The organism is Alcaligenes sp. SMD-FA, assembly GCF_025960365.1.
Classification (GTDB): Bacteria; Pseudomonadota; Gammaproteobacteria; order Burkholderiales; family Burkholderiaceae_B; genus Alcaligenes; species Alcaligenes aquatilis.
Genome location: NZ_CP110108.1, coordinates 3,237,737 through 3,263,972, shown reverse-complemented (window position 1 = coordinate 3,263,972; position 26,236 = coordinate 3,237,737). Strand labels below are relative to the sequence as shown.

At 57.1% G+C, this 26,236-nt stretch carries 19 protein-coding genes; 12 read left to right on the top strand and 7 right to left on the bottom strand.

Going from position 1 to position 26,236, the window contains the following annotated elements; genetic code table 11:
• Positions 1-45: 45 nt before the first annotated feature.
• From OKX01_RS15130 to OKX01_RS15115, 4 genes are read left to right on the top strand one after another with little or no spacing between them, the layout of a single operon-like run.
• Positions 46-1,941, top strand: coding sequence for an ABC transporter permease (locus tag OKX01_RS15130; RefSeq protein ID WP_264672017.1), 1,896 nt, complete (start codon positions 46-48; stop codon positions 1,939-1,941).
• On the top strand, positions 1,938-2,705 hold the full coding sequence (locus OKX01_RS15125; RefSeq protein ID WP_035273692.1) for an ABC transporter ATP-binding protein: 768 nt from the start codon (positions 1,938-1,940) through the stop codon (positions 2,703-2,705). Before OKX01_RS15130 ends, OKX01_RS15125 begins: the two co-directional genes overlap by 4 nt.
• Positions 2,702-3,481, top strand: a complete 780-nt coding sequence (locus OKX01_RS15120; RefSeq protein WP_045931265.1) for an ABC transporter ATP-binding protein — start codon at positions 2,702-2,704, stop codon at positions 3,479-3,481. The genes OKX01_RS15125 and OKX01_RS15120 overlap by 4 nt, the downstream gene beginning before the upstream one ends.
• Before the next feature lie 48 nt (positions 3,482-3,529).
• On the top strand, positions 3,530-4,078 hold the full coding sequence (locus OKX01_RS15115) for a DUF924 family protein (protein WP_264672016.1): 549 nt from the start codon (positions 3,530-3,532) through the stop codon (positions 4,076-4,078).
• 142 nt (positions 4,079-4,220) lie between these two features.
• Here OKX01_RS15115 and OKX01_RS15110 read toward each other — a convergent pair whose 3' ends face one another.
• Together OKX01_RS15110 and OKX01_RS15105 are read right to left on the bottom strand one after the other, a co-directional pair.
• Positions 4,221-7,061 carry a c-type cytochrome gene (locus tag OKX01_RS15110; protein ID WP_264672015.1) on the bottom strand — a complete coding sequence of 947 codons (2,841 nt, stop codon included), beginning with the start codon at positions 7,059-7,061 and terminating at the stop codon, positions 4,221-4,223.
• Positions 7,058-7,534 carry a (2Fe-2S)-binding protein gene (locus OKX01_RS15105; RefSeq protein ID WP_035273699.1) on the bottom strand — a complete coding sequence of 159 codons (477 nt, stop codon included), beginning with the start codon at positions 7,532-7,534 and terminating at the stop codon, positions 7,058-7,060. The genes OKX01_RS15110 and OKX01_RS15105 overlap by 4 nt, the downstream gene beginning before the upstream one ends.
• A 400-nt stretch (positions 7,535-7,934) precedes the next feature.
• Between OKX01_RS15105 and OKX01_RS15100 the strand changes: the two genes are divergently transcribed.
• The 4 genes from OKX01_RS15100 to OKX01_RS15085 all read left to right on the top strand — a co-directional run bounded on the left by OKX01_RS15100 (position 7,935) and on the right by OKX01_RS15085 (position 12,821).
• Positions 7,935-10,193 carry a xanthine dehydrogenase family protein molybdopterin-binding subunit gene (locus OKX01_RS15100; RefSeq protein ID WP_063691394.1) on the top strand — a complete coding sequence of 753 codons (2,259 nt, stop codon included), beginning with the start codon at positions 7,935-7,937 and terminating at the stop codon, positions 10,191-10,193.
• A 60-nt stretch (positions 10,194-10,253) separates the two neighbouring features.
• Positions 10,254-11,078 (top strand): alpha/beta fold hydrolase, encoded by an 825-nt coding sequence (locus tag OKX01_RS15095; RefSeq protein WP_264672014.1) that lies wholly within the window; start codon positions 10,254-10,256, stop codon positions 11,076-11,078.
• A gap of 80 nt (positions 11,079-11,158) precedes the next feature.
• The gene (locus OKX01_RS15090) at positions 11,159-12,211 is read left to right on the top strand and encodes a 2,5-dihydroxypyridine 5,6-dioxygenase (protein WP_121739521.1); all 1,053 of its coding nucleotides are present in this window, start codon (positions 11,159-11,161) and stop codon (positions 12,209-12,211) included.
• Positions 12,198-12,821: an N-carbamoylsarcosine amidohydrolase gene (locus OKX01_RS15085; protein WP_264672013.1), complete on the top strand. Its 624-nt coding sequence runs from the start codon at positions 12,198-12,200 to the stop codon at positions 12,819-12,821. Before OKX01_RS15090 ends, OKX01_RS15085 begins: the two co-directional genes overlap by 14 nt.
• A 539-nt stretch (positions 12,822-13,360) precedes the next feature.
• Here OKX01_RS15085 and OKX01_RS15080 read toward each other — a convergent pair.
• Positions 13,361-16,534 carry an autotransporter domain-containing protein gene (locus OKX01_RS15080; protein ID WP_264672012.1) on the bottom strand — a complete coding sequence of 1,058 codons (3,174 nt, stop codon included), beginning with the start codon at positions 16,532-16,534 and terminating at the stop codon, positions 13,361-13,363.
• A 1,561-nt stretch (positions 16,535-18,095) separates the two neighbouring features.
• Here OKX01_RS15080 and OKX01_RS15075 point away from each other — a divergent pair.
• Positions 18,096-18,710, top strand: a complete 615-nt coding sequence (locus OKX01_RS15075) for an NTP transferase domain-containing protein (RefSeq protein ID WP_264672011.1) — start codon at positions 18,096-18,098, stop codon at positions 18,708-18,710.
• Here the strand turns inward: OKX01_RS15075 and OKX01_RS15070 are convergent.
• Both OKX01_RS15070 and OKX01_RS15065 read right to left on the bottom strand, forming a co-directional pair.
• Positions 18,707-19,447, bottom strand: coding sequence for a flagellar brake protein (locus tag OKX01_RS15070; RefSeq protein ID WP_094197606.1), 741 nt, complete (start codon positions 19,445-19,447; stop codon positions 18,707-18,709). The genes OKX01_RS15075 and OKX01_RS15070 overlap by 4 nt on opposite strands.
• A 110-nt stretch (positions 19,448-19,557) precedes the next feature.
• Positions 19,558-20,478 (bottom strand): delta(1)-pyrroline-2-carboxylate reductase family protein, encoded by a 921-nt coding sequence (locus tag OKX01_RS15065; RefSeq protein ID WP_264672010.1) that lies wholly within the window; start codon positions 20,476-20,478, stop codon positions 19,558-19,560.
• A gap of 212 nt (positions 20,479-20,690) precedes the next feature.
• Between OKX01_RS15065 and OKX01_RS15060 the strand changes: the two genes are divergently transcribed.
• Entirely contained in the window at positions 20,691-21,107 is a 417-nt protein-coding gene (locus tag OKX01_RS15060; RefSeq protein ID WP_094197604.1) for a YidB family protein, read from the top strand.
• Positions 21,108-21,256: 149 nt separating this feature from the next.
• On the opposite strand, the gene OKX01_RS15055 is transcribed toward OKX01_RS15060, so the two are convergent.
• Positions 21,257-22,537, bottom strand: coding sequence for a bifunctional O-acetylhomoserine aminocarboxypropyltransferase/cysteine synthase (locus tag OKX01_RS15055; protein ID WP_094197603.1), 1,281 nt, complete (start codon positions 22,535-22,537; stop codon positions 21,257-21,259).
• A 273-nt stretch (positions 22,538-22,810) separates the two neighbouring features.
• Between OKX01_RS15055 and OKX01_RS15050 the strand changes: the two genes are divergently transcribed.
• Together OKX01_RS15050 and OKX01_RS15045 are read left to right on the top strand one after the other, a co-directional pair.
• Positions 22,811-25,525: an AsmA family protein gene (locus tag OKX01_RS15050; protein ID WP_264672009.1), complete on the top strand. Its 2,715-nt coding sequence runs from the start codon at positions 22,811-22,813 to the stop codon at positions 25,523-25,525.
• Complete coding sequence (locus OKX01_RS15045; protein WP_264672008.1) at positions 25,522-25,914, top strand: MOSC N-terminal beta barrel domain-containing protein; 393 nt, start codon at positions 25,522-25,524, stop codon at positions 25,912-25,914. Before OKX01_RS15050 ends, OKX01_RS15045 begins: the two co-directional genes overlap by 4 nt.
• Positions 25,915-25,977: 63 nt before the next feature.
• On the opposite strand, the gene OKX01_RS15040 is transcribed toward OKX01_RS15045, so the two are convergent.
• Positions 25,978-26,235: a YfhL family 4Fe-4S dicluster ferredoxin gene (locus OKX01_RS15040; protein ID WP_009454772.1), complete on the bottom strand. Its 258-nt coding sequence runs from the start codon at positions 26,233-26,235 to the stop codon at positions 25,978-25,980.
• Between the last annotated feature and the right edge of the window lies 1 nt (position 26,236).

Sequence of the window (26,236 nt, the reverse complement as noted above, 5' to 3'; positions counted from 1 at the left end):
AGATCGGCGCGCCATCTGGCGCGCCACTTCTGACGCGAGGCAGTAATGGCCTTATCGGGTTTATGGGTTCAGTTCCTTAACGGACTGGCCGAGGCATCGTCTTTGTTCCTGGTGGCGGCGGGTTTGTCCCTGATCTTTGGGGTGACACGCATCGTCAACTTTGCACACGGCTCCCTGTACATGCTGGGCATCTACATGGCGTATTCCACCGTGCAATTCATGGGGGGCTCGGCGCTGGGATTCTGGGCAGGCCTGATTGTGGCCGCCTTGCTGGTCGGCGCATTGGGGGCCTTGCTGGAGATCGTGCTCCTGCGGCGTATCTATAAAGCGCCCGAGCTGTTTCAGTTATTGGCCACCTTTGCCCTGGTGCTGGTGATCAACGACGGGGCCCTGGCCGTGTGGGGGCCGGAAGATCTGTTGGGACCATTGGCTCCGGGTTTGAACGGCTCCGTTTCCATTGCAGGGCGCTTCTTCCCGGTGTATGACCTGGTGCTGATCGTGATCGGCCCGGTGGTGCTGGGTTTGCTGTGGCTCCTGCTGACCCGTACCCGATGGGGGGTGCTGGTGCGCGCCGCGACCCATGACCGACAAATGCTGGGTGCGCTGGGCGTGAATCAGGCCTGGCTGTTTACGGGTGTGTTTGCCCTGGGGGCCTTCCTGGCTGGTTTGGGTGGTGCCGTGCAGTTACCGCGTCAACCCGCCAATCTGCTGCTGGACTTGAGCGTGATCGGGGATGCCTTTGTGATTGTGGTGGTCGGTGGCATGGGTTCCATCCCCGGTGCTTACGTGGCTGCCTTGATCGTCGCGGAATTGAAGGCCCTGTGTATCGCTCTGGGCACGGTCACCTTCTTTGGCGTGGACTTTGCCTTTCCGAAATTGACGCTGGTGGTGGAGTTCATCTTCATGGCCGTGGTGCTGGTGTTCCGGCCCTGGGGCTTGTTTGGGCGAGCTCAAGCCGTCAGCCGTAACTCGGCTCCGATTGAAGCGCCCTTGCGTGCTGGTAGCACGGCTTTCCAGGTCATGGTGCTGGTAGTTCTGGGTGTGATGGCTGTCTTGCCCTTGATGAGCGACTGGTTCCCATATGCTCCCGTGCTCGCTCTGGATATTCTGGTCTTGGCCCTGTTCTCCTTAAGCCTGCACTTCATGATGGGGCCAGGTGGCATGAACTCCTTTGGTCATGCCGCTTACTTTGGTCTGGGGGCGTACGCGGCGGCTCTGCTGTTTAAAGCGGCGGCCTTGTCCATGGGCTGGTCCCTGGTTTTGGCTCCGGCTGTTGCAGGCTTGGGGGCGCTGATCTTTGGCTGGTTCTGTGTGCGCCTGTCCGGTGTTTACCTGGCCATGCTGACCTTGGCATTCGCGCAGATTATCTGGTCGATTGTCTATCAGTGGGACAGCTTCACAGGCGGCTCCAATGGCGTGGTCGGTATCTGGCCTGCGGAATGGCTGTCGGGTGATCGCTATTATTACTTTGCCTTGCTGCTGGTGGTGGCAGCAGCTTTTCTCTTGCGTCGCATCTTGTTCTCGCCCTTTGGCTATGCCATGCGTGCCAGCCGGGACTCTGCTTTGCGGGCCGAGGCCATTGGTATCCCCGTCAAGCGCGTACAGTGGCTGACCTTTATTTTGGCGGGCACGTTTGCCGGTCTGGCCGGTGTCTTGTTTGTCTTTTCCAAGGGCAGCGTGTCGCCTGAAGTGATCGCGGTGAATAAATCCGTGGATGGCCTGGTCATGGTCTTGTTGGGTGGTTTGCAAACCCTGGTCGGTCCGGTGGTCGGTGCAGCGGTGTTCACCTTGTTGCAGGACTTCTTCCTGGGCATCACGCAGTATTGGCGCGCCTTGTTTGGTGGCGTGATTCTGCTGCTGGTTCTGGCTTTCCCGCAGGGTATTGCCGGCTTTTTTAAACGCTGGGCGCATCGCCGCGTAGCACCGGAGGCATCGTCATGAGTTTGCTGCAAGTACGAGGTCTTAAAAAAGCGTTTGGCGGCAACCTGGCCGTAGACGGTATCGAGTTTGATGTGCAGGCCGGGGAATTCCTGGCCTTGATCGGCCCCAATGGCGCAGGCAAAACCACCACCTTCAATATGGTGGGCGGGCAATTGACGCCCACAGCCGGATCGGTGCGTTTGGGCGATCAGGAACTGGTAGGGCTGGCTCCGCGCAAGATTGCTGCTTTGGGCGTGGGCCGTACCTTTCAGATTGCCGCGACTTTTGCATCCCTGACAGTGGTGGAGAACGTGCAGATGGCCTTACTGGCGCATCAGAAAAAGCTGTTTTCCTTTTGGCGTCGGGCGGCTCAGTTCGAGCGTGCGCGTGCGCTGGATCTGCTGGATCAGGTTGGCATGCTGGCGCAGGCTGAACGGCCTTGTAGCGAGCTGGCTTACGGCGATGTGAAGCGGGTAGAACTGGCAATTGCACTGGCCAACGATCCGCGTCTTTTGCTGATGGATGAGCCCACAGCAGGCATGGCCCCCAAGGAGCGCAATGAGCTGATGCGCCTGACCAAAAAACTGGTGATCGAACGCAATATGGGTGTGCTGTTTACCGAGCACAGCATGGATGTGGTGTTCGAGCACTCGGATCGCATGCTTGTGTTGGCCCGTGGCCGGCTGGTGGCAGAAGGGGATGCGGACTATATCCGTCAGCATCCCAAGGTGCAGGAGGTGTACTTTGGAACAGGCAAAACATTTGAGAACAAGGAGCCAGCATGACGCAGGACTTATTAGCCGGTTCTGAGCGGATCGCCGCAGGCGGGGCGGACGAGCAGCCTTTGCTGAGCGTAGATGGCTTGAATGCCTGGTACGGGGCGGCGCATATCTTGTTTGATTTGTCCCTGACTGTGCAACGCGGTGAGGTGGTCGCCTTGATGGGGCGCAACGGTGCAGGCAAGTCCACCACCTTGAAATCCATCATGGGTTTGATGGAGCGCTCCAACGGCCATATCGAATTCATGGGCCAAGCCATTCACGACAAGCAGCCTTTTGAAATTGCTCGGGCCGGTTTGGGATTTGTACCCGAAGACCGACGCATCTTTACTGATTTAAGCGTCACGGAAAATCTGGAAGTGGGCCGTCAGCCTGCGCGACGCTGGCCGGATGGCACAGCAGCTCCGCACTGGCAGCCTGAACGCTTGTACAGCCTGTTTCCCAATCTGGGCCAGATGCAGGACAGGCCCGGCGGGCAGATGAGCGGGGGCGAGCAGCAAATGCTGACCGTCGCGCGCACCTTGATGGGCAATCCCTATCTGGTCTTGCTGGACGAACCGTCCGAGGGTGTGGCTCCCGTGATTGTGGAGCAGATGGTGCACATGATTCTGGAGCTGAAGCAGGCGGGTGTCAGCATCTTGCTGTCCGAGCAGAATCTGCATTTTGCCGAGCTGGTGTCGGATCGGGCGTATGTGCTGGAGAAGGGGCAAATACGGTACAGTGGCGCCATGCAGGAATTAAGTGCCAACGAACAAGTGCGGCGCACTTACCTGTCCGTTTAACTTCCGGCCTCCAGACAGTGGAGGCCGGACCGGCTCCAGGAGAACACCATGGCAGATGCACGTCCCAACCCTCAGGCAGTGATTGATTTCTGGGTTGAATCAGGGCCAGAGAAGTGGTTTCGCAAGTCCGATGACTTTGACCGGGAATTTCGCGAACGGTTTTTGGACTGGCACGAACGTGCGGCCAAGGGGGAGCTGGATGATTGGGCGCAGACCGCAGAAGGGGCTTACGCCTTGCTGATTTTGCTGGATCAGTTCCCACGCAACTCCTTTCGCAATACCACTCGCATGTATGCGACCGATGAAAAAGGTTTGGCGATTGCCAAGGAAATGGTGGCCAAGGGCCTGGATAAACAGATTCCGGTGGAGCGTCGTGTGTTTTGCTACTTGCCGTACTCCCATGCGGAGAACTTGGTGGACCAGCAAGAAGCCGTGCGCCTGAACCAGGAAATTGGCCGTCCCTGGCTGGACCACGCCGAAGAGCATCTGGATGTGGTGGAGCGCTTTGGCCGCTTCCCGCATCGCAACTCGATTCTGGGGCGTACTACCACTGCGGAAGAACAGAAGTTTCTGGAGGCCGGTGGTTTTTCCGGTTGATGGATTTTGAGTCTGGCCCAGGCTCGGGTTTAACCGTGTCAGAGTGCAATGCAAGATAAAACAAAGGCGGCCAAGTGAAAACTTGAAGCCGCCTTTGTTTCGTTGACCGCGTATCTAAACACAATCTGCGGGCAAGCCCCGTCTACAGATGCCCCTTCTGCTCCCGTATGGTCGCAATCTTGTCTTTCAGGCCTGTCCAGGCGGGTTTGTCCGGTGCAAAACGCGCCCGCATATAGTTCAGCAGATCTTCCATCTGCTCGTCATTCATGCTGTTCTTGAAACCGGGCATGGAACCCAGGGTGGGCTGTGCCGGACGGGTAATGCCGTGCATCAACACCTGAATCGTATTGTCCGGGTGTTCACTGTGCAGATTGCTGTTCAAGGCCAGGGACGGGCGAGCCCCAAAGAGCACCGGCCCACCACGTGGGTCATGGCAAACAGCACAAGCGCCGTTGAACAGGTTTTCGCCTGGCATCACCATCACGTCCTTATTGCTGCGGCTATCTTGCTCCAGCAGCGCGGCCTGGGCGGCGTGTGTTTGTTCTTGTTCGCTCTCGACCGGGTTCAAACTGCTTAGGTAGTGCGCCATGGCACGGACGTCGGACTCCGGCAGTTCTGCCAAGCCTGCGACGACCGGCCCCATCGGTCCCGCCGCCACGCCATGACGGGGCGAGTAGCCGGTACGCAGGTATTGGTACAGCTCCTGTTCTGTCCAGGGAATGGGGGCTTTGGACAGGCTATTGAGCGCAGGCGCTTCCCAGTTGTCCGCAAAACCACCCGCCAGGAAATTCGCTTTACCGCCTTTTTCCGCGCCCAGCATATTGCGTGGGCTATGGCACGCCGCACAGTGACCGCTGCTATTGACCAGATAGGCCCCCCGGTTCCATTGCACGGTTTGCGTCGGGTCCGGCACGTAGGCATTCGGATCACGGTGAAACAGCAGGTTCCAGCCCGCCACCAGGGGCCGCATATTCATGGGGAAGGGCAGCTTGGTTTCAGGCACTTCGGACTTCACTGGCTCTTGTGTCATCAGGTAGGCGTACAGGGACTGCATGTCCTCATCGCTGATCTTGGCAAAGGCCGTGTAAGGGAAGGCCGGGTACAGGTGGCGTCCGTCCTGATGAATGCCCTCGCGCATGGCGCGCTCAAAGGCTTTGTAGCTCCAGCTACCGATGCCGGTTTCTTTGTCCGGTGTGATGTTGGTGGTGTAGATAGTGCCAAACGGTGTATCCAGGCCCAGACCGCCCGCATTGGGTGTGCCGCCTTCAGCGGTGTGGCAGACCATGCAATCGCCTGCAATGGCAACCAGGCGGCCACGCTCAATCGCCAGCTCTGAAAAGATGGATGTGTCCACTTGGCCGACAGGCGCGATGGCGGGCCGCCAGGGCAGGGCACTCAAGACTGTGCCGGTGGCGACCGCGGCCAAGGCCCCCCACCAGGCTTTGCGTTTTTTGCTGCTGCCTGTTTTATCGGACTGATAGCCCAGTGCCAGAGACTGTTCGCTAAAAGGCGCACTGGTCAGGCGTATGCCACTGGCATTGAAAATTGCATTGGCAATAGCGGCCGCGGCAGGCAGTTCCACGCCCTGGTTCCAGGCCAAAGGCTGGCCTACGGCAGACTCTCGTTTGACCAGTTGGACGGCGGGCTTGTCGGCGGTTTCTTTGACAGGGCTGTCGTTGCTACCTTCGCTGCCTTTGCCCACGCCATTGTTCAGCAGTTGTTGAGCCCAACGGCCCAGTCGGTCGGCCAGGGCGGGCGCAGACTCCGGGGTCTGCTCGGGATTGCTCAGTTCGGTGCTGTCGTGGCCAATGGTCAGCTTGTCTATGCTGAGCGTGCCTTGACGGGTATCGACGCTGACGTCCACGGCCCAGGCGGACCACTGTTCTCTTGCAGCCTGTCCGGGGACGTTTTCAACAATATGGCTGTAGGCCAGCCCGCGACCCTTGCGCAAAGGGCCTTGATGGGCGGGCAAGGGCTCGGACCAGTCCGACTGCTCGGCAACCCGTTGCAGCAGTTCTCGACCTTGGGGGCTGCTGACTTGTTCCAGTCGTGCCTCCAAAGGGTCCAGGCCCAGGCTGTGGCAGTCCTGATCGAACTGCGACTCCTGGGCAAAGACTGTGGCCTGGGCCAGACTGTCGGGGTCACTGCTGGCGGCCGCGCCATCATAGTTAGGCGTGGGTGCAGAAAAGTAATCGCTCTTTACGTCCGGACCGCTGCTGGGCAAACCTGGCTGGCCGCAAAGAATGGCCGCCAGCGAAGGACGTGCACCGGACAAGGTGTTCAGTTGCCAGCGGGTCGCCCGCAAATGGGCATTCAAGTCGTTTCGCTCTGCGGTGCCTTTATAGACGCTCAGGCGAATGGTGACTTCGCTGTGGCTGGCACGAACTTGCACGGCCTGGGGGCGGCCAAAGGCCATGACGGCTGCATCCATGGCGCAGTCGTAGGCATCGGCCTGATTGCCGGCAATATCCTGCAAATGGATCTGTTCGCTGGGCAGGCCGCTCAAGGCTTGCAGCTCAATCAGCAGGGCAGCGGGGCGCTGCGTATGCGCCCAGACATAAAGTTGCTTGTCGTGATAACAAGCACGGGCCCAAGCGGTTTCCTGAGGCTCGGCGGCAGAGTGCCACTCATAGCTTTGATCGGGGGAGCCCAGTGTCGCGGCAACAGTCTCATCGGCTGGCAGGGCAGCCTGGTTTGCAGCGACAGGCGTGGCCCAGCGCGCATCCAGCAAGGCGGCGCCTTGTTGAGCCTGCTCGGCTTGTACCGCCAGCACACCCAGGAAATTGCCCATATGCACACAGGCTACAACGCCGGGTACTTGCAGGGCAGCTTGTTGGTTTACCATTTGTAATTCAGCGCCCAGATACTGCCCGTTTTCATAGGACCAGTAAGGGGGGCGCACCACAGCGCCATGCAGCAAGCTGGTGCCCGCAGGCAGTTCCGGCCACAGCGCGCGGGAAAGGTCTTGTACTGAATGACTCATTGCCGAGCCTTTGCGACGCGTACGGCGGCTTGCATGATTTCTACGTGCGTGCCGCAACGGCACAGGTTATAGCGCAGTTCGTCCCGAATTTGCTCTTCGGTGGCTTGCGGATTGCGTTCCAGCAGGGCCTGCACGGTCATGACCATGCCATTGAGGCAGTAGCCGCATTGCGCAGCCTGGCAATCTATAAATGCCTGCTGAACATCATTAGGCTGGCCATTTCGGGCCAGGCCTTCTAACGTAGTGATCTGGCGGTTTTCTACCAGGCTGACCGGCACGACGCAGGAGCGGGCGGCCACACCATCGACCAGCACCGTACAGGCGCCACATTCACCCAGGCCGCAGCCAAACTTGGGGCCATTCAGTTCCAGGTCGTTACGCAATACATAAAGCAGCGGCGTATCGGGCTCCACCTCGATGATGTGGGTCTCTTGATTGACCCGCAAAGTATGCGGGCGAGTACAAGGGTTCATGGGTTTCACCTTTGGGAGATCGCACCTTGTTGTCGAACAGCGTGTGCGGTGCTTTTATCAGCTCGGTATTGATATGCTTAAATTAAGTGTATACACTTTAATTTATCGAGTAAATAGATTCTACTACTCCCTTGAGGTATCAATCAAAGCTCTCTGGGGAAGACGTTCGAAATTCGGTCTAATCTTATTTAATATAGGGTTTACACTGATTATTAAGCCCTTGATTTTCTCTTTATAGTAGTTGCGATAAATGGGTTGCAGCGCGCTGTATTTGATTTTATTAGGGCGTGTACGCTAGTAATCGATGTTTTGCCAGGGTACGCCTCAGGCAGGTTTTCAGGGAGGGCTCCCTGTTTGCCGGTTTCCAGACCCTTATAGAAAGCCCAGCCAGGAGAGTGTGATGTCTTACGATGCGCCGCGCCACCAGCAGCAGGACTTGCTCAGGGCGTCCGGCACCTTGCTGATTTTAGCGGCACCGGCACGGCCTCCCAAGCCTTCGCCCGGCCAGCCCGGCGTGGTGTCCGAGTACTTGCAGGCGCACGACGATGTCTTTGTCGCCGTGTCCGAACAGGGCTGGGTGCGCGCTTTTAACGGGCACGTGGACCTGGGCACCGGCATTCAAACTGCGCTAAGTCAGATCGTGGCCGACGAGCTGGATGTGCCCATGGCGCGCGTGCAAATGGTGCTGGGCCATACCGATGCTGTGCCCAATCAAGGTCCTACCATCGCCAGTGCGTCCATTCAGATCCATGCAGTACCGCTGCGCAAGGCGGCGGCTCAGGCACGTCAATTACTGCTGGCACAAGCTGCAGAGCGCTGGACGGTGCCTGCCGATCAATTACGCGTGGAAGACGGCACAATCATTGCCCCGGACGGGCGCAGCCTGACGTACTGGCAATTGCTGGAAGGTTTGGAGTTGCGAGCCTATCTGGATAAGGAAACCCCCACCAAACCGGCCGAGCAATTGCGCATTGTAGGGACAGCCCAAGCGCGTGTCGATATTCCGGGCAAGGTCGCGGGGCAGTGGGTGTATGTACACGATGTGCGCGTGCCCGGCATGTTGCATGGTCGTGTCGTGCGTCCTCCTTATATAGGGCGCGATAGCGGCGACTTCATTGGTCGCAGCCTGGAATCCGTGGACGAGCAGTCCATCCGTCATATTGCCGACGATGTGCGTGTCGTGGTGATTGGTGACTTTATTGGTGTGGTCGCGCGTCGTGAAGAACACGCCATGCGCGCCGCCCGTGAATTGAACGTGCGCTGGAAAGCGATTCCTCCTTTGGAGGATATGAGTAATCTGGAACAGCTGATTCGTCGTCAGCCCATGACGGAGCGCTTGCTGGCGGATAAAGGGCCGGATTTTGATGAACTGCCGCCAGAGGGCAAACGCTTGAAGCGTACCTATGTCTGGCCTTTTCAGCTGCATGCCTCCATTGGCCCGTCTTGCGCCGTGGCGGACTACCAGCCCGGCCATAGCCGAATCTGGTCAGGCTCGCAGAATCCGCATATGTTGCGCGTCCACTTGAGTCAGTTGCTGGACGAGGACGAAGCCGGCCTGGAGATCATCCGCCATGAAGCAGCCGGTTGCTATGGCCGTAATTGTGCTGACGATGTATGTGCGGACGCCTTGCTCTTGTCCCGGGCCGTCGGTGCGCCGGTACGTGTGCAACTGACGCGTGAACAAGAACACGGCTGGGAGCCTAAAGGCGCTGCTCAGCTGATGGATGTGGAAGGCTCCATTGATGCCGAAGGGCAGCTGCGTCATTACGATTTTGTTACCCATTACCCCTCCAACGATGCGCCGAACCTGGCGCTCTTGCTGACGGGGCGGGAGTCGGCTGCTCCACGTCAATTGGAAATGGGGGATCGCACGGCAGTACCGCCGTACAGCTATCCCAAGCAGCGCATTGTGTGCCAGGACATGCCTGCGATTGTGCGTGCCTCCTGGTTGCGCGGCGTGTCGGCCATGCCCAATTCTTTTGCGCATGACTGCTTTCTGGACGAGCTGGCGGTGGAAGCAGGTGTAGACCCCTTGAGTTATCGCCTGCGTTATCTGGATCAGGATGGACGCGCCCAGGAACTGCTGCAGGCGGTGGCGGACAAGGGGCAATGGCAGATTGGGCATCGAGGTTCTCGCGGGCAGCCGGACGAGCAAGGCTATCTCTACGGTCGTGGCTTGTCGTACGCCCGTTATATCCACAGCAAGTTTCCTGGTTTCGGGGCGGCATGGTCAGCCTGGCTGCTGGATCTGCGGGTCCATGCGGAGACGGGCGTGATTGAGGTTCAGCAGATTCATGTGGGCCAGGACACCGGGCAGATGGTGAACCCGGCGGGCGTGCGCCACCAGATTCACGGCAATGTGATCCAGTCCTTGAGCCGCACTTTATATGAACAGGTGCGCTTTAACGCACAGGGTGTGGTCAGCGCAGAGTGGGGCGCCTATCCGATTGTGGATTTCCCGCGCATCCCGCCCATTGAGGTGATTTTGATGGACAGGCAATCCGAGCCGCCGATGGGGTCGGGTGAATCTGCCTCTGTGCCCTGTGCCTCGGCCATTGCCAATGCTTTGTTTGATGCAACTGGCCGACGTTTTCGGCAGGTGCCTTTTACACCGGATGTGGTCCGGGCCGCGCTGGCTGCTACGCCCCAAATGGCGTAGGCAGCAGCAATTTTCATGGGTCGGGCCCAGGCCTGACGGTTTCAATCCAAGGACAGATTAATGAGTACCTTTCTTTACGGCGGCCATGTTCACGCCAATGGCATTCGTCAGCATTACCTGCGTTACGGTGGTTCCAGCGAGGGTCGCGATCAGCGCCCAGCGGTCATCATCGTTCCCGGCATTACCAGCCCGGCGGTGACCTGGGGTTTTGTGGGCGAGCAGTTCGGCAAGCACTTTGATACCTACATTCAGGACGTGCGTGGTCGCGGTTTGAGCGAAGCGGCTGAAGGCATGGATTACAGCCTGGATGCGCAAGCCGATGACTTGATCGCCTTGGCTCAAGCCTTGGGTCTGAAAGACTACATCGTGGTCGGCCACTCCATGGGTGCACGTATAGGTTTGCGTGCGGCTCACAAGAATAGCGATGGCCTGAATCGTCTGGTGATGGTTGATCCTCCGGTCTCCGGCCCGGATCGCCGTGCCTATCCTTCCAAGCTGCCCTGGTACGTGGATTCCATGGCCATGGCTCGCAAGGGCTGCACGGCTGACGATATGCGTGCTTTTTGCCCGACCTGGACCGAAGAGCAGTTGCAATTGCGTGCCCAGTGGCTGCACACCTGCCACGAGCCTGCGATTCTGGCCAGCTTTGAAGGGTTTCACACCGACGATATTCACGTCGACTTCCCGCATTTGAAGGTGCCTGCTTTGCTGATGACCGCCGAGCGTGGCGATGTGGTGCGTGATGAGGATGTGGCCGAGATTCAGCAACTGGCCTCTGGCGTGCAGCACGTTCGTGTGCCGAACGCCGGTCACATGATTCCTTGGGACAACGAAGCCGGCTTTTACGAAGCCTTCGGTGACTTTCTGGGCCAGCGCTTGGTGTGATGTTGAAGGGCCACCAAGGTGGCCCTGTCGTGATTAGGCATGTCGGTTTGAAGCCGAGCTGCCTTACAAGGAGAGACAAAATGGCAGTGAGTGATTATCAACTTATCGAAGCATGGCAAGAGGTGCTGCGCCTGTCCAAGCTGCAAGCGGGTCAAACCGTGACCTTGCTGACTAGCTCGACCACGCACCCCCAGACCATGCAGTGCGCGCAGATTGCCGCTCAGTCCATGGGCGCGATTGTCAATCGTCTGGACTTGTTGCCGGTCAATGCGGAAAAAGCCTTGAGCCGTGACTCGCTGGCGTACTTGGGAACGACCCCGCTGACGGGCAACGAAGCAGCGATTGCTGCTTTGAAGGCCAGCGATCTGGTTTTGGACCTGATGACCCTGTTGTTCTCGCCCGAGCAGATCGACATTCTGAAGTCGGGTACCAAGATCCTTTTGGCTGTGGAGCCACCCGAAATTCTGGTTCGTACCGTGCCAACCGAAGCAGATCGCGCACGCGTGACAGCGGCGGCAGCCTTGATCAAGGCCGCCAAGGAAATGAGCATTACCTCACCTGCTGGTACTAATCTGCGTTGCCCACTGGGTGAATTCCCTGCGATTCGTGAATACGGTTTTGTGGATGAACCCGGTCGTTGGGATCACTGGCCTAGCGGTTTTGTGCTGACCTGGCCTAATGAGTTGGGCACCAACGGCACCATCGTGATCGACAAGGGCGACATCCTGTTGCCACAGAAGAAATACTCGACCGAGCAGATCATTCTGACCGTGGAAAACGGCTACGCCACCAAGATTGAAGGTGGTATTGAAGCCGAACTGCTGGACGAATATATGAAGACTTTCAACGATCCCGAGGGTTATGCGATTTCCCATATTGGTTGGGGTTTGCAGCCACGCGCCCACTGGTCCACCTTGGGCCTGTACTCGCGTGAGAACACGATTGGTATGGATGCTCGTGCCTTCGAGGGTAACTTCCTGTTCTCCCTGGGGCCGAACAACGAGGCGGGCGGCAATCGCACGACGGCCTGCCATATTGATATTCCTTTGCGACATTGCACGGTCAGCCTGGATGGCCGCGCCGTCGTGCGTGATGGCAAAGTACTGGACGGAGGCGTTGGTGAGTACGAATGAAGGAGCGGTTTACGCTCAACAAGGGTTTGGGTCGACGCTGGAGCCTAAGGCTCCGTATGGCTTGTTGATTATTGATCTGGTGAATGGTTTTGCTGACCCGGCGGTGTTTGGTGGTGGCAATATCCCTGAAGCCATCGAGAACACGCAGACCTTGCTGGCAACGGCACGTGAGCAGGGCTGGCCGGTGGCGCACACTCGTATCGTGTATGCCGATGATGGTGCAGATAACAACATCTTCAGCATCAAAGTCCCCGGCATGTTGGGTCTGACTGAAGACGCACACAACAGCCACATCGTGCCGGAGCTGGCTCCTGCACCCGGTGAGTTTGTGGTTCGCAAGAACGTGCCGTCGGCTTTCTTTGGTACGCCCTTGGCGGCGTGGCTGACGCAACGTGGTGTGCAAACACTGCTGGTCGCCGGTGCGGTTACCAGCGGTTGCGTACGTTCCAGCGTGGTTGATGCGATGCAATTGGGCTTCCGCCCCTTGGTGGTGTCGGACTGCGTGGGTGACCGTGCAATTGGCCCACACGAGGCTAACCTCTTCGACATGCGTCAGAAGTACGCCACCGTGGCAACGCGGGAAGAAGCGATGAAGTTGATTGGAGTGTAAGGCTTGGTGTTTTTAAGCCTTTGAGAAGAACGATGTGCTTCGTCATTTTTTAGCAGTTTGATTGACGGAGCCTGTGTCGTCCTTTTAGCAAGTCTGTGTCTACGGATTTGTGATCGAGTATCGGTGGTCTGCCGCTTGGGGGCAGGCTGTCGGACCTGCGCCCCTGGGAGCCGGATGGCTCTCGGGGGCTTTTTTTGGCTTTGCGTAGCAGTGGAGGGTTTTCTTGTAGGGCCCCTGTGTGGCTTGTCTTGGCGGATCCCTTGCTCATGCCGTGCGTGGGTGCCCTTGTCAGTGCGCCGTTGCGGGCGGGCCGTGAACTCGGAGCGCGACTGCTCACCCGGACCGACCGCAGGCGTGCTCCTTAAACAGCACGCCTTTTGCATCCCGCCTCGTTAATTTGCCCGTGGCAAGAACCCTGACGCACCCGCCAAGCCGCATTAGTGAACGCGCAAATAGTGGTGGGGGAACGCTTTGTGCATGTGCATCAGCGCCTCCCACCGTTTCAAGCAACAGTCACGTTTCCTGGCAAGTGGCTATTCTTAAAACGCCCAGCGCAGATTCATCTGCCCTTGTAGCGACGAATATCCACCGCCGAACTGTGAGCTGATGCCGGTGCCAATCGACAGACGCTCACTGCGTTGCCAGGTCAGGCCTGCACGCAGACTCATCGTGTCGCGGGGCAGCACGCTATTGCGGGTGTTGAACGCCGTATCCGTGGACGCAATGGCGAAACGGGCTGCTTGGGTCAGGTCGCGATCCAGCCATTCGTGATTCCAGCCCACGTCAACGTTCACGGCCAGCTTACTGCCATCAGTCAGGGCGCGATTCCATTGCGCCGTCAGCCCCAGGCTGGAGCGCAAGGCATCGACGCGCTTGCTGTCCAGGTGAAGGCGCGTGGCTGCATTCCCCGATTCGTCGACTGATGGCCGGGACACCAAGGCATAGTTCATGCTGGCAAAGGGGCCTAGCGATAAGGAGGGGTTCAGCTCCCAAAGGTAGCCTGTGCCTGCGTCAATCGACAGATTGCGCCCCGTCCAGTCAGACGAGTGCGTGGCCTGATAGTCTCCAATGGCAATTTGCCTGCGCATATCGGCTTGTTCTAGCCCCAGTCGCAGCCCGCTGAATCCAAAAAGGCCTTCCCGTGCACCGGGGCGGTATTGCAGATGGGCAGCCAAGCCAAATGCGGTGGCTTTGCTCTTGCCGGAGTACGGGGCATCCGGTTTGACCGATAGATCTGAAATATCAAGCTGTGCTCCCACCGCGAAGTCGGGGGCCGACTCCAGGGCGCGCCCAGCTCCGACGATCAGGCCATAGCTGTTGGCATCGTAGCCAAGCATGGAACCTCGCGTGTTCTGATCGCCACTGGAACCGAACACCAAGGCGTAGCCCTGCCAGTCGGTGCCGGGCCGCAACATGCTTTGGCTCAGTCCTTGGCGCGCGGTTTGCATGATCGAGCGCTCATGCATCAGAGAGGCGGCCATCGCCGCACTGTAGCCAGCCGGTGAAATCTGATCCAGGGCAGCGGGTATTTGTGAGCCGTCCTTGGCCGAGAAGTCGAGTTCCTGGAACAGGGTTTGCGCGGGTGCCGGTGCGGCGGCGGCCAGCTTGAACAAAGCCTTGCCGGCTTCTCGTTGGTTGTCGTCGCCGCCATATTGGCTATAGGCATTGTCGGTGCGGGTGGCAGACAAGCGGTAGCGCTCATTGCCCAACGGGGCAGCGTCAAACTGCAAGGTGGGCGATACGGCGGTGATCTGAGTGGCGTCGAAGCTGCCGCTGTAGCTGGCGGCTTCGATAAATGAGCCTGTGTCGGCAGACCAGGCGTTTTGATACCAGTCCGCCACAGGCGTCAGTTGCAGCGTTCCGGCCAAATCGGCATTACCACTGACGGCAAGTGCGTCGTGGTCGCCTTTACCATCAAATTCGGCTAATAGGCGGCCCGTTGCTGTTTGTTGGAAGTCGCCATTTACCTGAATGCGCCCGACTGAGTTACCAGGCGTCAGGGTGCCGGCGTTAATCAGGGCCTGACCGCTGGCCAGATCGAAGCGGGCATTGCCGCCCAATGTCGCCGCTTCGTGGATGGCGGCGCTGTGGACCTGCACGTTACCGTTCAGTTGTGTTGTACCGCCGTCAAAGGACAGGGTCAGATTGTCTTTGCCTGTGATGTTCCCGGCGTAGCTCAAGTGGAAGGTGGTATCGGGTTGATCCATGCTGCGGCCCATATGATCGGCAGCCTGCCCAAACGACAGCGTAGTCAGACGTAGCTGGTTCTGGTCGTCGCGTTGCGCATACTGCGAGATGATATCGCCTTCAATCTGGGTACCTTGCATCAGGTTGATACGCCCGACGTAGGCATTGTCAGAAATCAGGATGGCAGCTTGCCGGCCTGCGATCCGCCCGCTAATGTCGGCTTGTTTAACCAGGGGGCCGTTCAGCTCGGGGAGCAGGGCTTGATCGACGCCTTCAATACTGCGTATATAGGAACCACGACGCTCGGTATGGTTGCCCAGGGAGTTGGTGCCAAAGTCAAAACGCAGGCCGACACCTTGAGGGCCAGTAGCCTGGATGTCGCCGCGATGCACCAGCGTATGCCCACGGCCGTAGGCAAATTGAATACCTTGCCCGTTCAAGCCATCTGCGTAGATTCTGACGCCTGGGTCGATAACAAGCGTGTTGTTCTGACCATCGACCCGTATGCCTGCACCACCTGAGCCGGCTGCCAGCAGGTCAGCCGCTTGTCGGACCTGATTGTTGCTGCCGTAGATATGCAGGCCCAGACCCAGTGTGGATTGGTTGTATTGGCCTGGAAGGTACTGCGTGCCTTTGGCATTACGGGCAAAGAAGCCTTGGGTATTGACCAGCTCAAGGCCATCGCCGTAGATTGAGCGCCCAAAGAAGTTGGCCCGGTCAATGGTGTAGCCCAGATCTTGCAGTACTGCCAATTCAGCTTCCATGAAGCCTGAATAGTTGCGGTAGTTCTGGTGGCTCATGACGCTGTTTTGAAGCTCGATATGGCTCATGAAGTTGTTGTCTATGCCGCCACCTTCACCCAGCATCTTTACGGGCACACCACGCAGGCCACCAGCCAGCACTTGTTCGATGTGCGTTCCGGTCAGATAGCCCTTGTCCTGACGCACATCAAAAGCGTCGGGGTCGTAGGAGTTGTCGCAGCCATCGCACAGAATCTTCTGGCCAGCGCGTGCCGGTTTGCCATTGTCGTCTCTTAGCAGTTGGGTCCAGCTACTGAGTTGGCTTTCAAAGTAGGGTTGGGTCTCATCCAAACTGCCTCTGTCCTCCACGCTGCTTAAAATGCCCAGCCCATGGGCAATTTCGTGAACGGCTGTCAGCAGTACGCTGTCTTTTCCGCTAAGGGGAGTTTGTGTAAACGCCTGGTTTGCTGCGTAATCGTCTTGGCCCAGGCCAAAAAAGCCATGTCCACCAAAGGGCAGTGTGCCGGTTGCAGGCGACAGGCCGAACATGTTTTGCTGCATCTGCGTCAGTGCGCTTTGACCGCCATTGGCGGTGGGCGAGCCTCCGTAGGCATTGCCTGGGTCATTAATCGTGCCGATATTGACGATGGTCGCAGGGTTGTCGCCTTGGGGCTGCAATATTTCAGCCCAATAGCCCATGCCTTCAAGGAGCTGTTCTTTATAGGCTTGATGGCCCTCCCAGCTCCAGAATGACGTTTCGTCATTGTCGAATGAACCGTCGTTCATATCGAAAAACCGTGCGATAAACACGGTGCGCCCCGCTGCATTTGTAACGGTTCTGTCTTCCAGGGCATGAGTTGCCAGGGGCGCAATAGCAAGCGCCAGGGCGGTATACAGTTTTGTTAGTTTCATTGTTGAGCAGGTGTTGAATGCGCGAGATATTGTTTGCACTGAATGGCCTCTGAGGTAGAGGAAACAGTTTGATTAGCGTGGGGCGTTCATTGTTGCTGCATCGGGGCTGGCGGATAAAAGGGATTCCCTCGGCCTGCGTCGGGAAAATATAACAGATGGTGTCAAATAGATATTGTTGGTTTTAAACCTTTGGCCCTCCTTTTTAAACGCGGGGTATCTGCTTTTTTCGAATTTCGAATTTCGAATTTTGGGCTTAGGGCTTAGGCTTAGGGATTGGGGTAGTAGAGCGCTTGTTCTGGGGCGGCTTTCTTCTGGGCGTGCCGTTTGGGCTTTGCGTAAGGGAGTGGATGGTTTTCTTGTGGGGCCTGGAGACGGCTTGTCTTGGCGGGTCCCTTGCCCACGCTGCGCGTGGGTGCCCTTGTCAGAGTGCCGGGGCGGGCGGGTCGTGAACTCGGAGCGCGGTTTGTCCCTCCGGACAAACCGCAAGCGTGCTCCTCAAACAGCACGCCCCTTGCATCCCGCCCCAGCACTCTGCCGGCGGCAAGAGCCCTGACTGGCCCGTCAAGCCGTCCCCGGGCCCCACAAGAAAACAAGCAACACGGGTTAAAGCCCAAACGGCACTTGCGGAGGTGGGATGAAAGGTAAGGGGCCAGATTGGATGGGAAGGGAAGGGAGGAGGGCTTTGGCTGAGGCTGAATGTTCTCGGGGTTTGGGGATATCAGTTTAGATGTGGTTTTTAATTGTTCTTTTGTGTTTAGAGGGAAAGTAAAACGAAGAGTGGCAGTGGAGTGTGAGTTTAGAGATCCCGTGAATGAGTAGAGTTCTTGGTGTGCTATCAGGACAGGACACGTAGTAAATCAGTAAGTTAGTTCTGCTCTTGGTTGTTGAGTTGTTGATGTGATGAAGCTGATTTAGAGAATGCAAAAGAGCAAGACGATAGGGTTTTAGACAACCGTAGAAGAGTAGAGCGATAGGCGCTTAGGAAACGCAGAAGAGCAAGGTACGAGGCCCTGTTTGTTCAAAGAGTCTGTCTATAAGAGATTGGTAGATAAAAAGCCATTGTGAGCCGTTCAGTCGGCCTGCTGGGGTGTAGGGGCGGATCAGAGTACTTGCCGCGGTCAGGAGATAGCGTAGGGGTGCAAGCATCCTGCTGTTTGAGCGGGGCGCTTGTGGTTCGTCCGGGGGACGAACCACCCCGCGAGTTCAGGATGCGCCCGTAGCTATCTCCTGATAAGGGCACCGGTGCGTAGCACCGGCAAGTGCTCAGCCCCGACACCCCAGCAGGCCGACTGAATGGCGTCTTTACAGAGACTTCTTTGATCCACTCATCACGGTTTTTAACCTTGCTTGTCCCCTCAGGCTTCTTTCTATTAGTCTAGTGAACGACGCAATACGCATTGTCGACGAGACATTACCTAGTTCAAAAGGAGCCAGGATGGCAGGGCAGCAGCATGTATCCGGGGTGACGGGCATTATTCTGGCGGCGGGCCTGGGGCAGCGCTTCGACCCTTCGGGTCAGCAGTTGAAGTTATTGGCCAAGATGGACGATGGCAGAACGATGGTGCGCCGTGTCTGTGAGACGGCCTTGTCTGTGCTCGATGAGGTGCTGATTGTTTGTGATGTGCATGAGCAGATTTTGCGTCAGGAGCTGGGCGACTTGCCGATCAGTTTCGTTCAGGCGCCTGCTGCCATCCGCGGTATGGGAGTCAGCTTGAAAGCCGGGATACAGGCTTGCAGTCCCCAATATGGTTATGTCGTTTTACTGGCCGATATGCCTTGGTTGCAGCCAAGCTCTGTGGCAGCAGTCGCTCAGGCGGTGCAGGATGGGGCCGGGATCGTGCGTCCCGTTTTCAATGGGCAGACGGGCAATCCCGTCGGCTTTGGTCTGGCGTGGCGTCAACCGCTTCTGGCGCTTTCAGACGAGCAAGGCGCGCGGGCCTTGTTACAGGCCAATAAGGATCAGACCTTGTGGGTGCCTTTAGTGGATGAGGGCATCTTGCGCGATGTGGACACCCCCGGTGATTTGGAGATGTCCCGGACGTCGAATTAACCGTGACCGCGCTGTTTGGCGATCTGTTGGCGTTCCAGGCGGCTGATGTAGTGCTGAATGGCCATCTGCGTGGAGGCTGATAGATCAATAAACGTACAGCCCAAACGGTGAATTTGTTTACCGTTCGCTAGTTGTTGTGTCTCGGTACGCGCCACTTGTAGAGCCACGACAAAAGAACCGGCCTGCGGCAGCTCCAGCAGGGACTCGGTTTTATGCGCACCAATCACCTCTGCCAGGCTTTGCGATTCGTCCACCAAGGACAAGCCGCCGCCACTGATATCGTGCAACAGAAAACTCTTGGCTTCGTTATTCAAGCGCAAGATCACCATAGCCGGTTCGCTGACAGGCACGGTGACGCGGAAGAATTCGCGTCGTTGTAAGCGGCGGATGGATTCGGGAATTGGGATCGCCAGGGCCGGCTGTCCTTCGTAGGACACGACCTCCGGTGTAGGCCCTTGAAATGTCACCTTGATCTTGTCTATCGAGGTCTCGAAACTGGTGTGTTCGGACTGCAACAGATTGCGGGTTTTTTCTTCTTTGTTGGCGGTGTCGATCACCACCACATTGTTGTCCAGATCAATATCTAAAATGGTGGTCACAATCCGGTCATTGCCCCGATTGGCCTCCATGTGCAAGAGAAGGCCCCCTTTTTCGATGGCCCGTAAAACACGCAGAATTTCAAACTTGGACTGGATCTGATACGGATCGTCTTCGATAGGAGGCAACTGAGAGGTCATGAGGGGCGCAGGAAAAAAAGTCGGTCAATAACTGTAAGGGATTGTACGCGCCAGATTAACACTCTGGGCTTGTTTGGAGTATGGCAGCAATTGATTAGCGTCCTAAGTATTTAAACTGGGTTTACATGCTGCAAAGCACAGCGTGCTGCTGCTAAATCCCAGGCTGCAGAGCCTACGGATTTGAAGAATAAAGGTTTATCTCTGGGTGCTGGCGTGCGCAGCACTTGATGAATGCTGTGGACCTGGTCCCAGGCTACGTTGGCCTGAATCAGGTCGCCGGCTTCTTGGCGCGCTGCGCAGACATCATCCGCGTAGAGGTGGCTGGCTAGCAGGGTATGGGGCTCGAACTCGGCCATATCAGCCTGGAATGCTCCTACGCCAATCAACAGGCGGTCCAGGCGGGCAGGCTCGTGATAGACCGGTGTCAAGCTGGATGTCAGGGTAATCAGGACATCCGTTTTTTCAGGAATGGCCGCAGCAGCCTGAACCCGATCTCCAAACTGATTTTGCAAGGATGTGGCCACCGCTTGGGCACGGCCAATATTGCGGCCTGTCAGGGTGACGCGGGCCTGAGGGTACAGCGTCATGATGGCATCGCAGTGTGCCTGGGCTTGCTGCCCGTATCCCAGCAAGGTGATGTGTTCGGGGCCATGAGGCCACAGTGCCTGAATCCCCAACATGGATACGGCGGCAGTACGACGTTTGGACAAGGTGGGGGCATCCAGGACCAGCAAGGGTAAGCCATGTTGAGCGTCGTAGACGCTGACCAGGCCCTGGATGCTGCCAAGACCTTGTTGCTGATTGTCCAGCATCACATTAACCAGTTTGTGCACACCGATATCGTGAGAGACCGCAGGCATGGACAGCATTTTTCCTGCCGTTGGGTAGCTCAGAACTTGCCGGGTGGGGGCGACGATAGTGCCAGCGGCATATTGGGCCATGGCTTTGCCTAACTGGGCGACCAGCTCCGGATAAGGCAGAGCGCGGGCAGTCTCTTCAGGGGACAGGACGGTATAGCAAGCGTGTGTCATTCCAGAATCTCCAGGGAGTCGATCTGTGTGGCGTGCCGAACTATCAATCCAGTGTAGCGTAGGCCCAGCCCAGAGCAATAGGGCTTTGGCGTCCGTGACCTATTGACCCACCTTGACAATTAAGCTGCCCCGTCTGACGGTTTGTCACGGCATAATGAGAACCGATATCAGCACCCGCTGACGCACGGTGCCATGCATTGGGGAGAAAAATAATGAGTTTGCTTAATTCTGTTGTGTCGGCCTTGTCGGCTACGGATTCCAAATCCAAAGAGCAGGGCGCCTTGTTGCCTGCGCTGATTCAGGTGATCAGCACGTATCCAGGTGGTTTGAGCGGCCTGATTGAACGCTTTCGCGCGGGTGGTTTTGGTGAAGTGGTCTCGTCCTGGATTTCGCAGGGCAGCAATCAGGAAATTGGCCAGCAGGACTTGCTGAGCGTGATGGGTCAACCAGCGATCAAGCAATTGGAAGATTTGTCGGGTCTGAACCAGCAAAGCGTGCTGGAGAACCTGAAGATCATGTTGCCGTCCTTGATCAATCAAGCCAGCCCGAATGGTCAGTTTGATCCGTCCCACATTACCGATGCCAGCAGCTTGCTGGGCGGTTTGGCACAGCTATTTCGCAAGTCCTGATGAGCTTGCGCCAGTAACACGGCCAGCCTGATGGCTGTGTCGAGAAAATATCAAAAAGCCTGGAGTCGGTGCTATGCCGATTCCAGGCTTTTTTAGCTTGATGCGGACAAACCTGCACAGCTATTGCGGCCTGTACAGGATTTCTGGTTTTAGCCGCGTGCCGCTGCTTCCAGGGCTTGTTCCAGGTCAGCCAGAATGTCGTCGATATGTTCCAGGCCCACGGATAGGCGAACCATGTCCTCGCTTACGCCTACCGCCGCCAGTTCTTCGGCGTTCAGTTGACGGTGTGTGGTGCTGGCAGGGTGGCAAGCCAGGGATTTGGCATCGCCAATATTGACCAGGCGCAGCACCAGATTCAGTGCGTCGATAAAGCGGGTACCCGCTTCAATACCGCCTTTGATACCAAAGGACAGAATCGCTGCAGGTTTGCCGCCCATGTAGCGCTTGGCCAGTTCGTGGTCAGGATGGTCAGCCAGACCTGCGTACTTGACCCAAGATACCTGTGGGTGGGCGTTCAGATACTCGGCCACTTTCAAGGCGTTTTCGGTGTGGCGTTCCATGCGCAAAGGCAAGGTTTCGATGCCTTGCAGGATCTGGAAGGCGCTCAAGGGAGCCAGGGCAGCGCCGGTATTGCGCAGCGGAGCCACGCGGCAGCGACCAATGAAGGCGGCCGGGCCGAAGGCTTCGGTGTAAACCACGCCGTGGTAGGACGGATCAGGTGTGTTCAGGATGGCAAAGCGCTCTTTGTGCTCGGCCCAAGGGAATTTGCCGGAGTCCACTACCATGCCAGCGATGGTCGTGCCATGACCGCCCATGTATTTGGTCAGTGAGTGCACCACGATGTCGGCACCGTGTTCGATAGGACGGCACAGGGCAGGGGAGGCAACGGTATTGTCGACAATTAGGGGGACGCCATGACGGTGGGCGGCATCGGCCAGCGCACGGATATCAATGATGTTGCCAGCCGGGTTGCCGATGGTTTCGCAAAATACAGCGCGGGTGCGGTCGTCAATCAGGGCTTCCAGCGCGTCGATGTCGTTGGGCTGGGCAAATTTGACGGTAATGCCTTGGCGCGGGAAGGAGTGTGCGAACAGGTTGTAGGTGCCGCCGTACAACTTACTGACAGACACAATGTTGTCGCCAGCCTCTGCAATCGTTTGGATAGCATACGTGATGGCCGCCATGCCAGAGGCGACAGCCAATCCCGCAATCCCGCCTTCCAGTGCTGCGACACGCTCTTCGAGCACAGCATTGGTGGGGTTCATGATGCGGGTGTAAATATTGCCGGGTACCTTCAGGTCAAACAGATCCGCGCCGTGTTGCGTATTGTCGAAAGCGTAGGAAGTGGTCTGATAAATCGGAACAGCAACAGCTTTTGTGGTCGGATCTGGCTGATAGCCAGCATGAATGGCAAGCGTCTCTAGTTTCATGATTGGTTCTGGAATTGATGATCAAGTGGCTTATATAGAATAGAGCAAGCATAACCCCTGTATGTCGTGAAATGTATCTAAGGCTGCCGACATTAATAATATGTCTTTATTTCCTTCGGTAATAATGGCGTATTACTGACAACCGACTCTGCTTTTTAGAATACGGGTGGATATTTCTTATTTTCGTTACTTACCAATCGCCCGACATGGGTTAGCATTTCGTATCCGGGCAGATGGCGTGTTGCATCCTGCCCCGAGGTCCTAGAGGCTTACATGAAAGTATGGTTTAAGCGGGGCTTATTCAGCCTCGTCGTTTTAGCTATTGTCACGGTGGTAGGCGGGGCGATTTTCCTGCTGACATTCAATCCCAATTCGTACAAACAGAAGCTGGCTGATATCGTCCAGCAAAAGTATCAACGTACGCTCAAGATTGACGGTGATATCGAACTTTCTTTATTTCCCCGCATCGGCCTGTCCGTGCAGGGGCTGTCCCTGTCTGACCGTAATTCGGAAGATCCTTTCGCTTCTTTGGAAAGCGCCCGCTTTGCCGTGGCGCTTTGGCCGTTGATCAATAACCGTCTGGTGGTCGATCATGTCGCTGTTACGGGCTTTAAAGCCTGGATTGTGCGCGATGAAGAAGGCAAGTTGAATTTTGATGACCTGCTGCAGGCACCACCCGCTGGTCCACCACTGCCGGTGGCTCGTTCTGGCGTGTCTTTGCTGCCCGCTGCCCAAGCGGCCGAGGCTCCACAGGAAAACCCCGTTGAGCCCGCACCAGAATCCTTGCCGGTTCCTGAGTTGATTGCCAAGCGTTCCGGTAGCGAGACGGATTTCCAGATTGATATTGCGGGTCTGAGCCTTAAGGGGGGCGAGATCCATTACTTCAGCAAACGCAGCAATGTGATTGGCCGTTTGCTACAGCTGGAAGTGAATACGGGCCGCATGACCTTTGGTCAGCCTTTTGATGTGGCGTTCAAAAGCCGCCTGTCGGGTGACTATCCCCTGGCAGACGGTGTGCTGGAGGGGCAGGGGCAACTGAGTCTGGACCCCGCTTCCAAATCCTATGGCGCCCAGAAACTGAATGTGAGCTTTGTCGGTGATCTGGACGAGTTGCAGGCGCAAAGTCTGACCGTTAAGGGTAATGTGGCTTACAAGTCCGCCCAGCGTCAGTTCAGCGCCACCAATCTGGATACACAATTGCAAGGTCAGTGGCGGGGCGCTTATCCAGTCAGCGATCTGAGCGCTTCGCTGAGCACGCCCAAGATGCAGATCGACAGCGTCAGCGATCTGGTGTCGTTCGAAAAGCTGGCTTTGCGTGTTCGTGGCAAGAATGAAGATCAGGACCTGGATCTGGCCTTGGATGTGCCTCGCATCCAGGTATCGCCTGCCCAAGCGGAAGGATCGCCTGTCGTTGCCAGCCTGAAAGTCAGCGGCCCCCGAGTTTTGGGGCTGGGCTTGACCTTGCAGGGTTTGTCCGGCAACAGCCAGGAATTGATCTTTGAGCAGGCCAAGCTGGATGGTGCGATCAAACAGGGCAGCCGTGTCGCTCAGCTCAAGGCAAGCTCCCCCTTGCAGTGGCAACCCTCAAATGAATGGCTGCGTCTGCCGGAGATTCAAGCCAATATTCGTGTTGAAGACCAAGCCGATGCAGGTAGCCGTTTTGAAATGCCTATCATCGGTCAAGCTGACCTGAACAAAGGCAAGCAGGAATACAGTGCGCAGTTAAGCAGCAGCACCGAGCAGGCTCAAGGCAGTCTTGATGTGACTTTGCACGATAAGGGCAAGGGTCCCTTGCTGGATGCGATCCTGAAAGCTGACAAGCTGGATTTGGATGAACTGCGCTCGATTTTCTGGGCGGCGGCCCCTGAAGTGGTACCCACAACAGAGCCGGAACCCCAGGCGCAGGCACCTGAAGCGGCAACCGAGCAGGCGCCAGCTAAAGAGGGCGGTGAACAGGCCGAGCAGCCCAAGGCCGAAGAGGCAGATGCCGCAGCACCAGCAGAGCAAGAACCCGACGCGGCTTTGTCCTACCCATGGCTGGACAAGGTTACTTTTGATCTGCGTTTTGAAATCGAAAAACTGCGCAGCCTGGGTGTGGTGATGGATCAGGTCAAGGCCCAGATCAAGAACCAGGGCCAGGTGGTCAGTTTGTCCCAGTTCACTGCACAGGCTTATGAAGGCCAGTTCCAGGCCAAGGCCAAGGTTGAGCCAGGCAAGCGTTTTGAGCTGGGTCTGAAGCTGCAACAAATGCAGGTTGGATCGCTCTTGCTGGATGCTTTCGGCAATGATTATTTGGCAGGCAAGGGCAATGTGAGCCTGGACCTGAAGGCTCAAGGCGCCACGCAGCAAGAACGTCTGAATGCGCTCGAAGGCGGCCTGACTGTCGATTTGCAGGATGGCAGTTGGCGCAGCGTAGACCTGGACCAAAGTGTGCGTGATATTAATGAGGCCGTACGCAATGCTTTTAGCGGCCAGATTCCTTTGTTGCTGCCCGAGTCTGACCCCTTGCGTCGCACGGTGTTGAACCGTCTGCAAGGCAATTTGGATATCAAGAAAGGGCAAGCCACTTTCCGCAATTTCCGCGCAACCACGCCAATATTGACGGTGACCACGGCCAAAGGAGCTAAGCTGGATTTGGTGTCCCAGCAAGCGGATGTAACCTTGCAGGTGCGTTTGAACCGTAACAACCTGGATGCCGAAGAGCGCAAGTCTTTCCAGGATCTGCGCAATGTGCTGATCCCTATCCATATTTCTGGACCTTGGGCAGCGTTGTCCTACCAGATTCAGTGGAAGGACATTGCCAGCAACTCCATCAAGAAAGCGCTGCAGGACGGTTTGCTGGATTTGTTGAGCCAGCAAGTCTCGGAGGCCAAGGCAGAGTCCAGGCCCGATGTGAAATCCGAGGTGGAACAGATCATCAAGAAAGAGCTGCAAGACAAGGTGCCGCAAACCGTCGGCGAAGCCATGAAACAATGGTTCAAGCCATGAGTGCGAGGGACGTGGTGAGTTTGCCCCAAGAGACGGTTTGCCTGTTGCAAGGCGGTCCGGCTCTAAGTGGCAGCAAGGCACTGGCCTGCAAGGGGCGCTGGGTATTGGGGGATGATCAGGGGCAGGTTCTGGCTGCTGATGCGTTGCCCGCTTTGGCAGGGTTAAGCGTAGAGCTGCGTTTTGGTCAACTGGTGCTGCGCGCTCCCGGTATGCTGCGTCTGGAAATTGAAGTGGACGTCATCGAGGACGATCCGGATTCTTTTTCCCTGTGGCAGGAAAATGGCCAGCCCGTGCAATTGGTGGATGAAGGGGATTTGCCTGCATATTGGTTCAGCCGCTATACAGGCCAGCCCTTGCGGTTGCTAAAGCGTTTGCCGCAAACTGACTAAGCCACCTGCGCTGTGACCCTACATATCACAAGCCCTGCCATGAGCAGGGTTTGTTTTTTCTGTTTATGTCGTGGGTTCGGACTGTAGCCGGTGATAGCGAGCCAGCAGGGTTTCCTGGCTTTCTTGGTGTTGGGGGTGAACTTCGATGCACTCGACCGGACACACCACCACACACTGTGGCTCGTCAAAGTGGCCAACGCATTCCGTACACAGGTTGGGATTGATCTCGTAGATCTCCTCACCCATGTAAATAGCCAGATTGGGGCACTGCGGCTCACAAACGTCGCAGTTAATGCATTCTTCAGTAATGTGCAGTGCCATC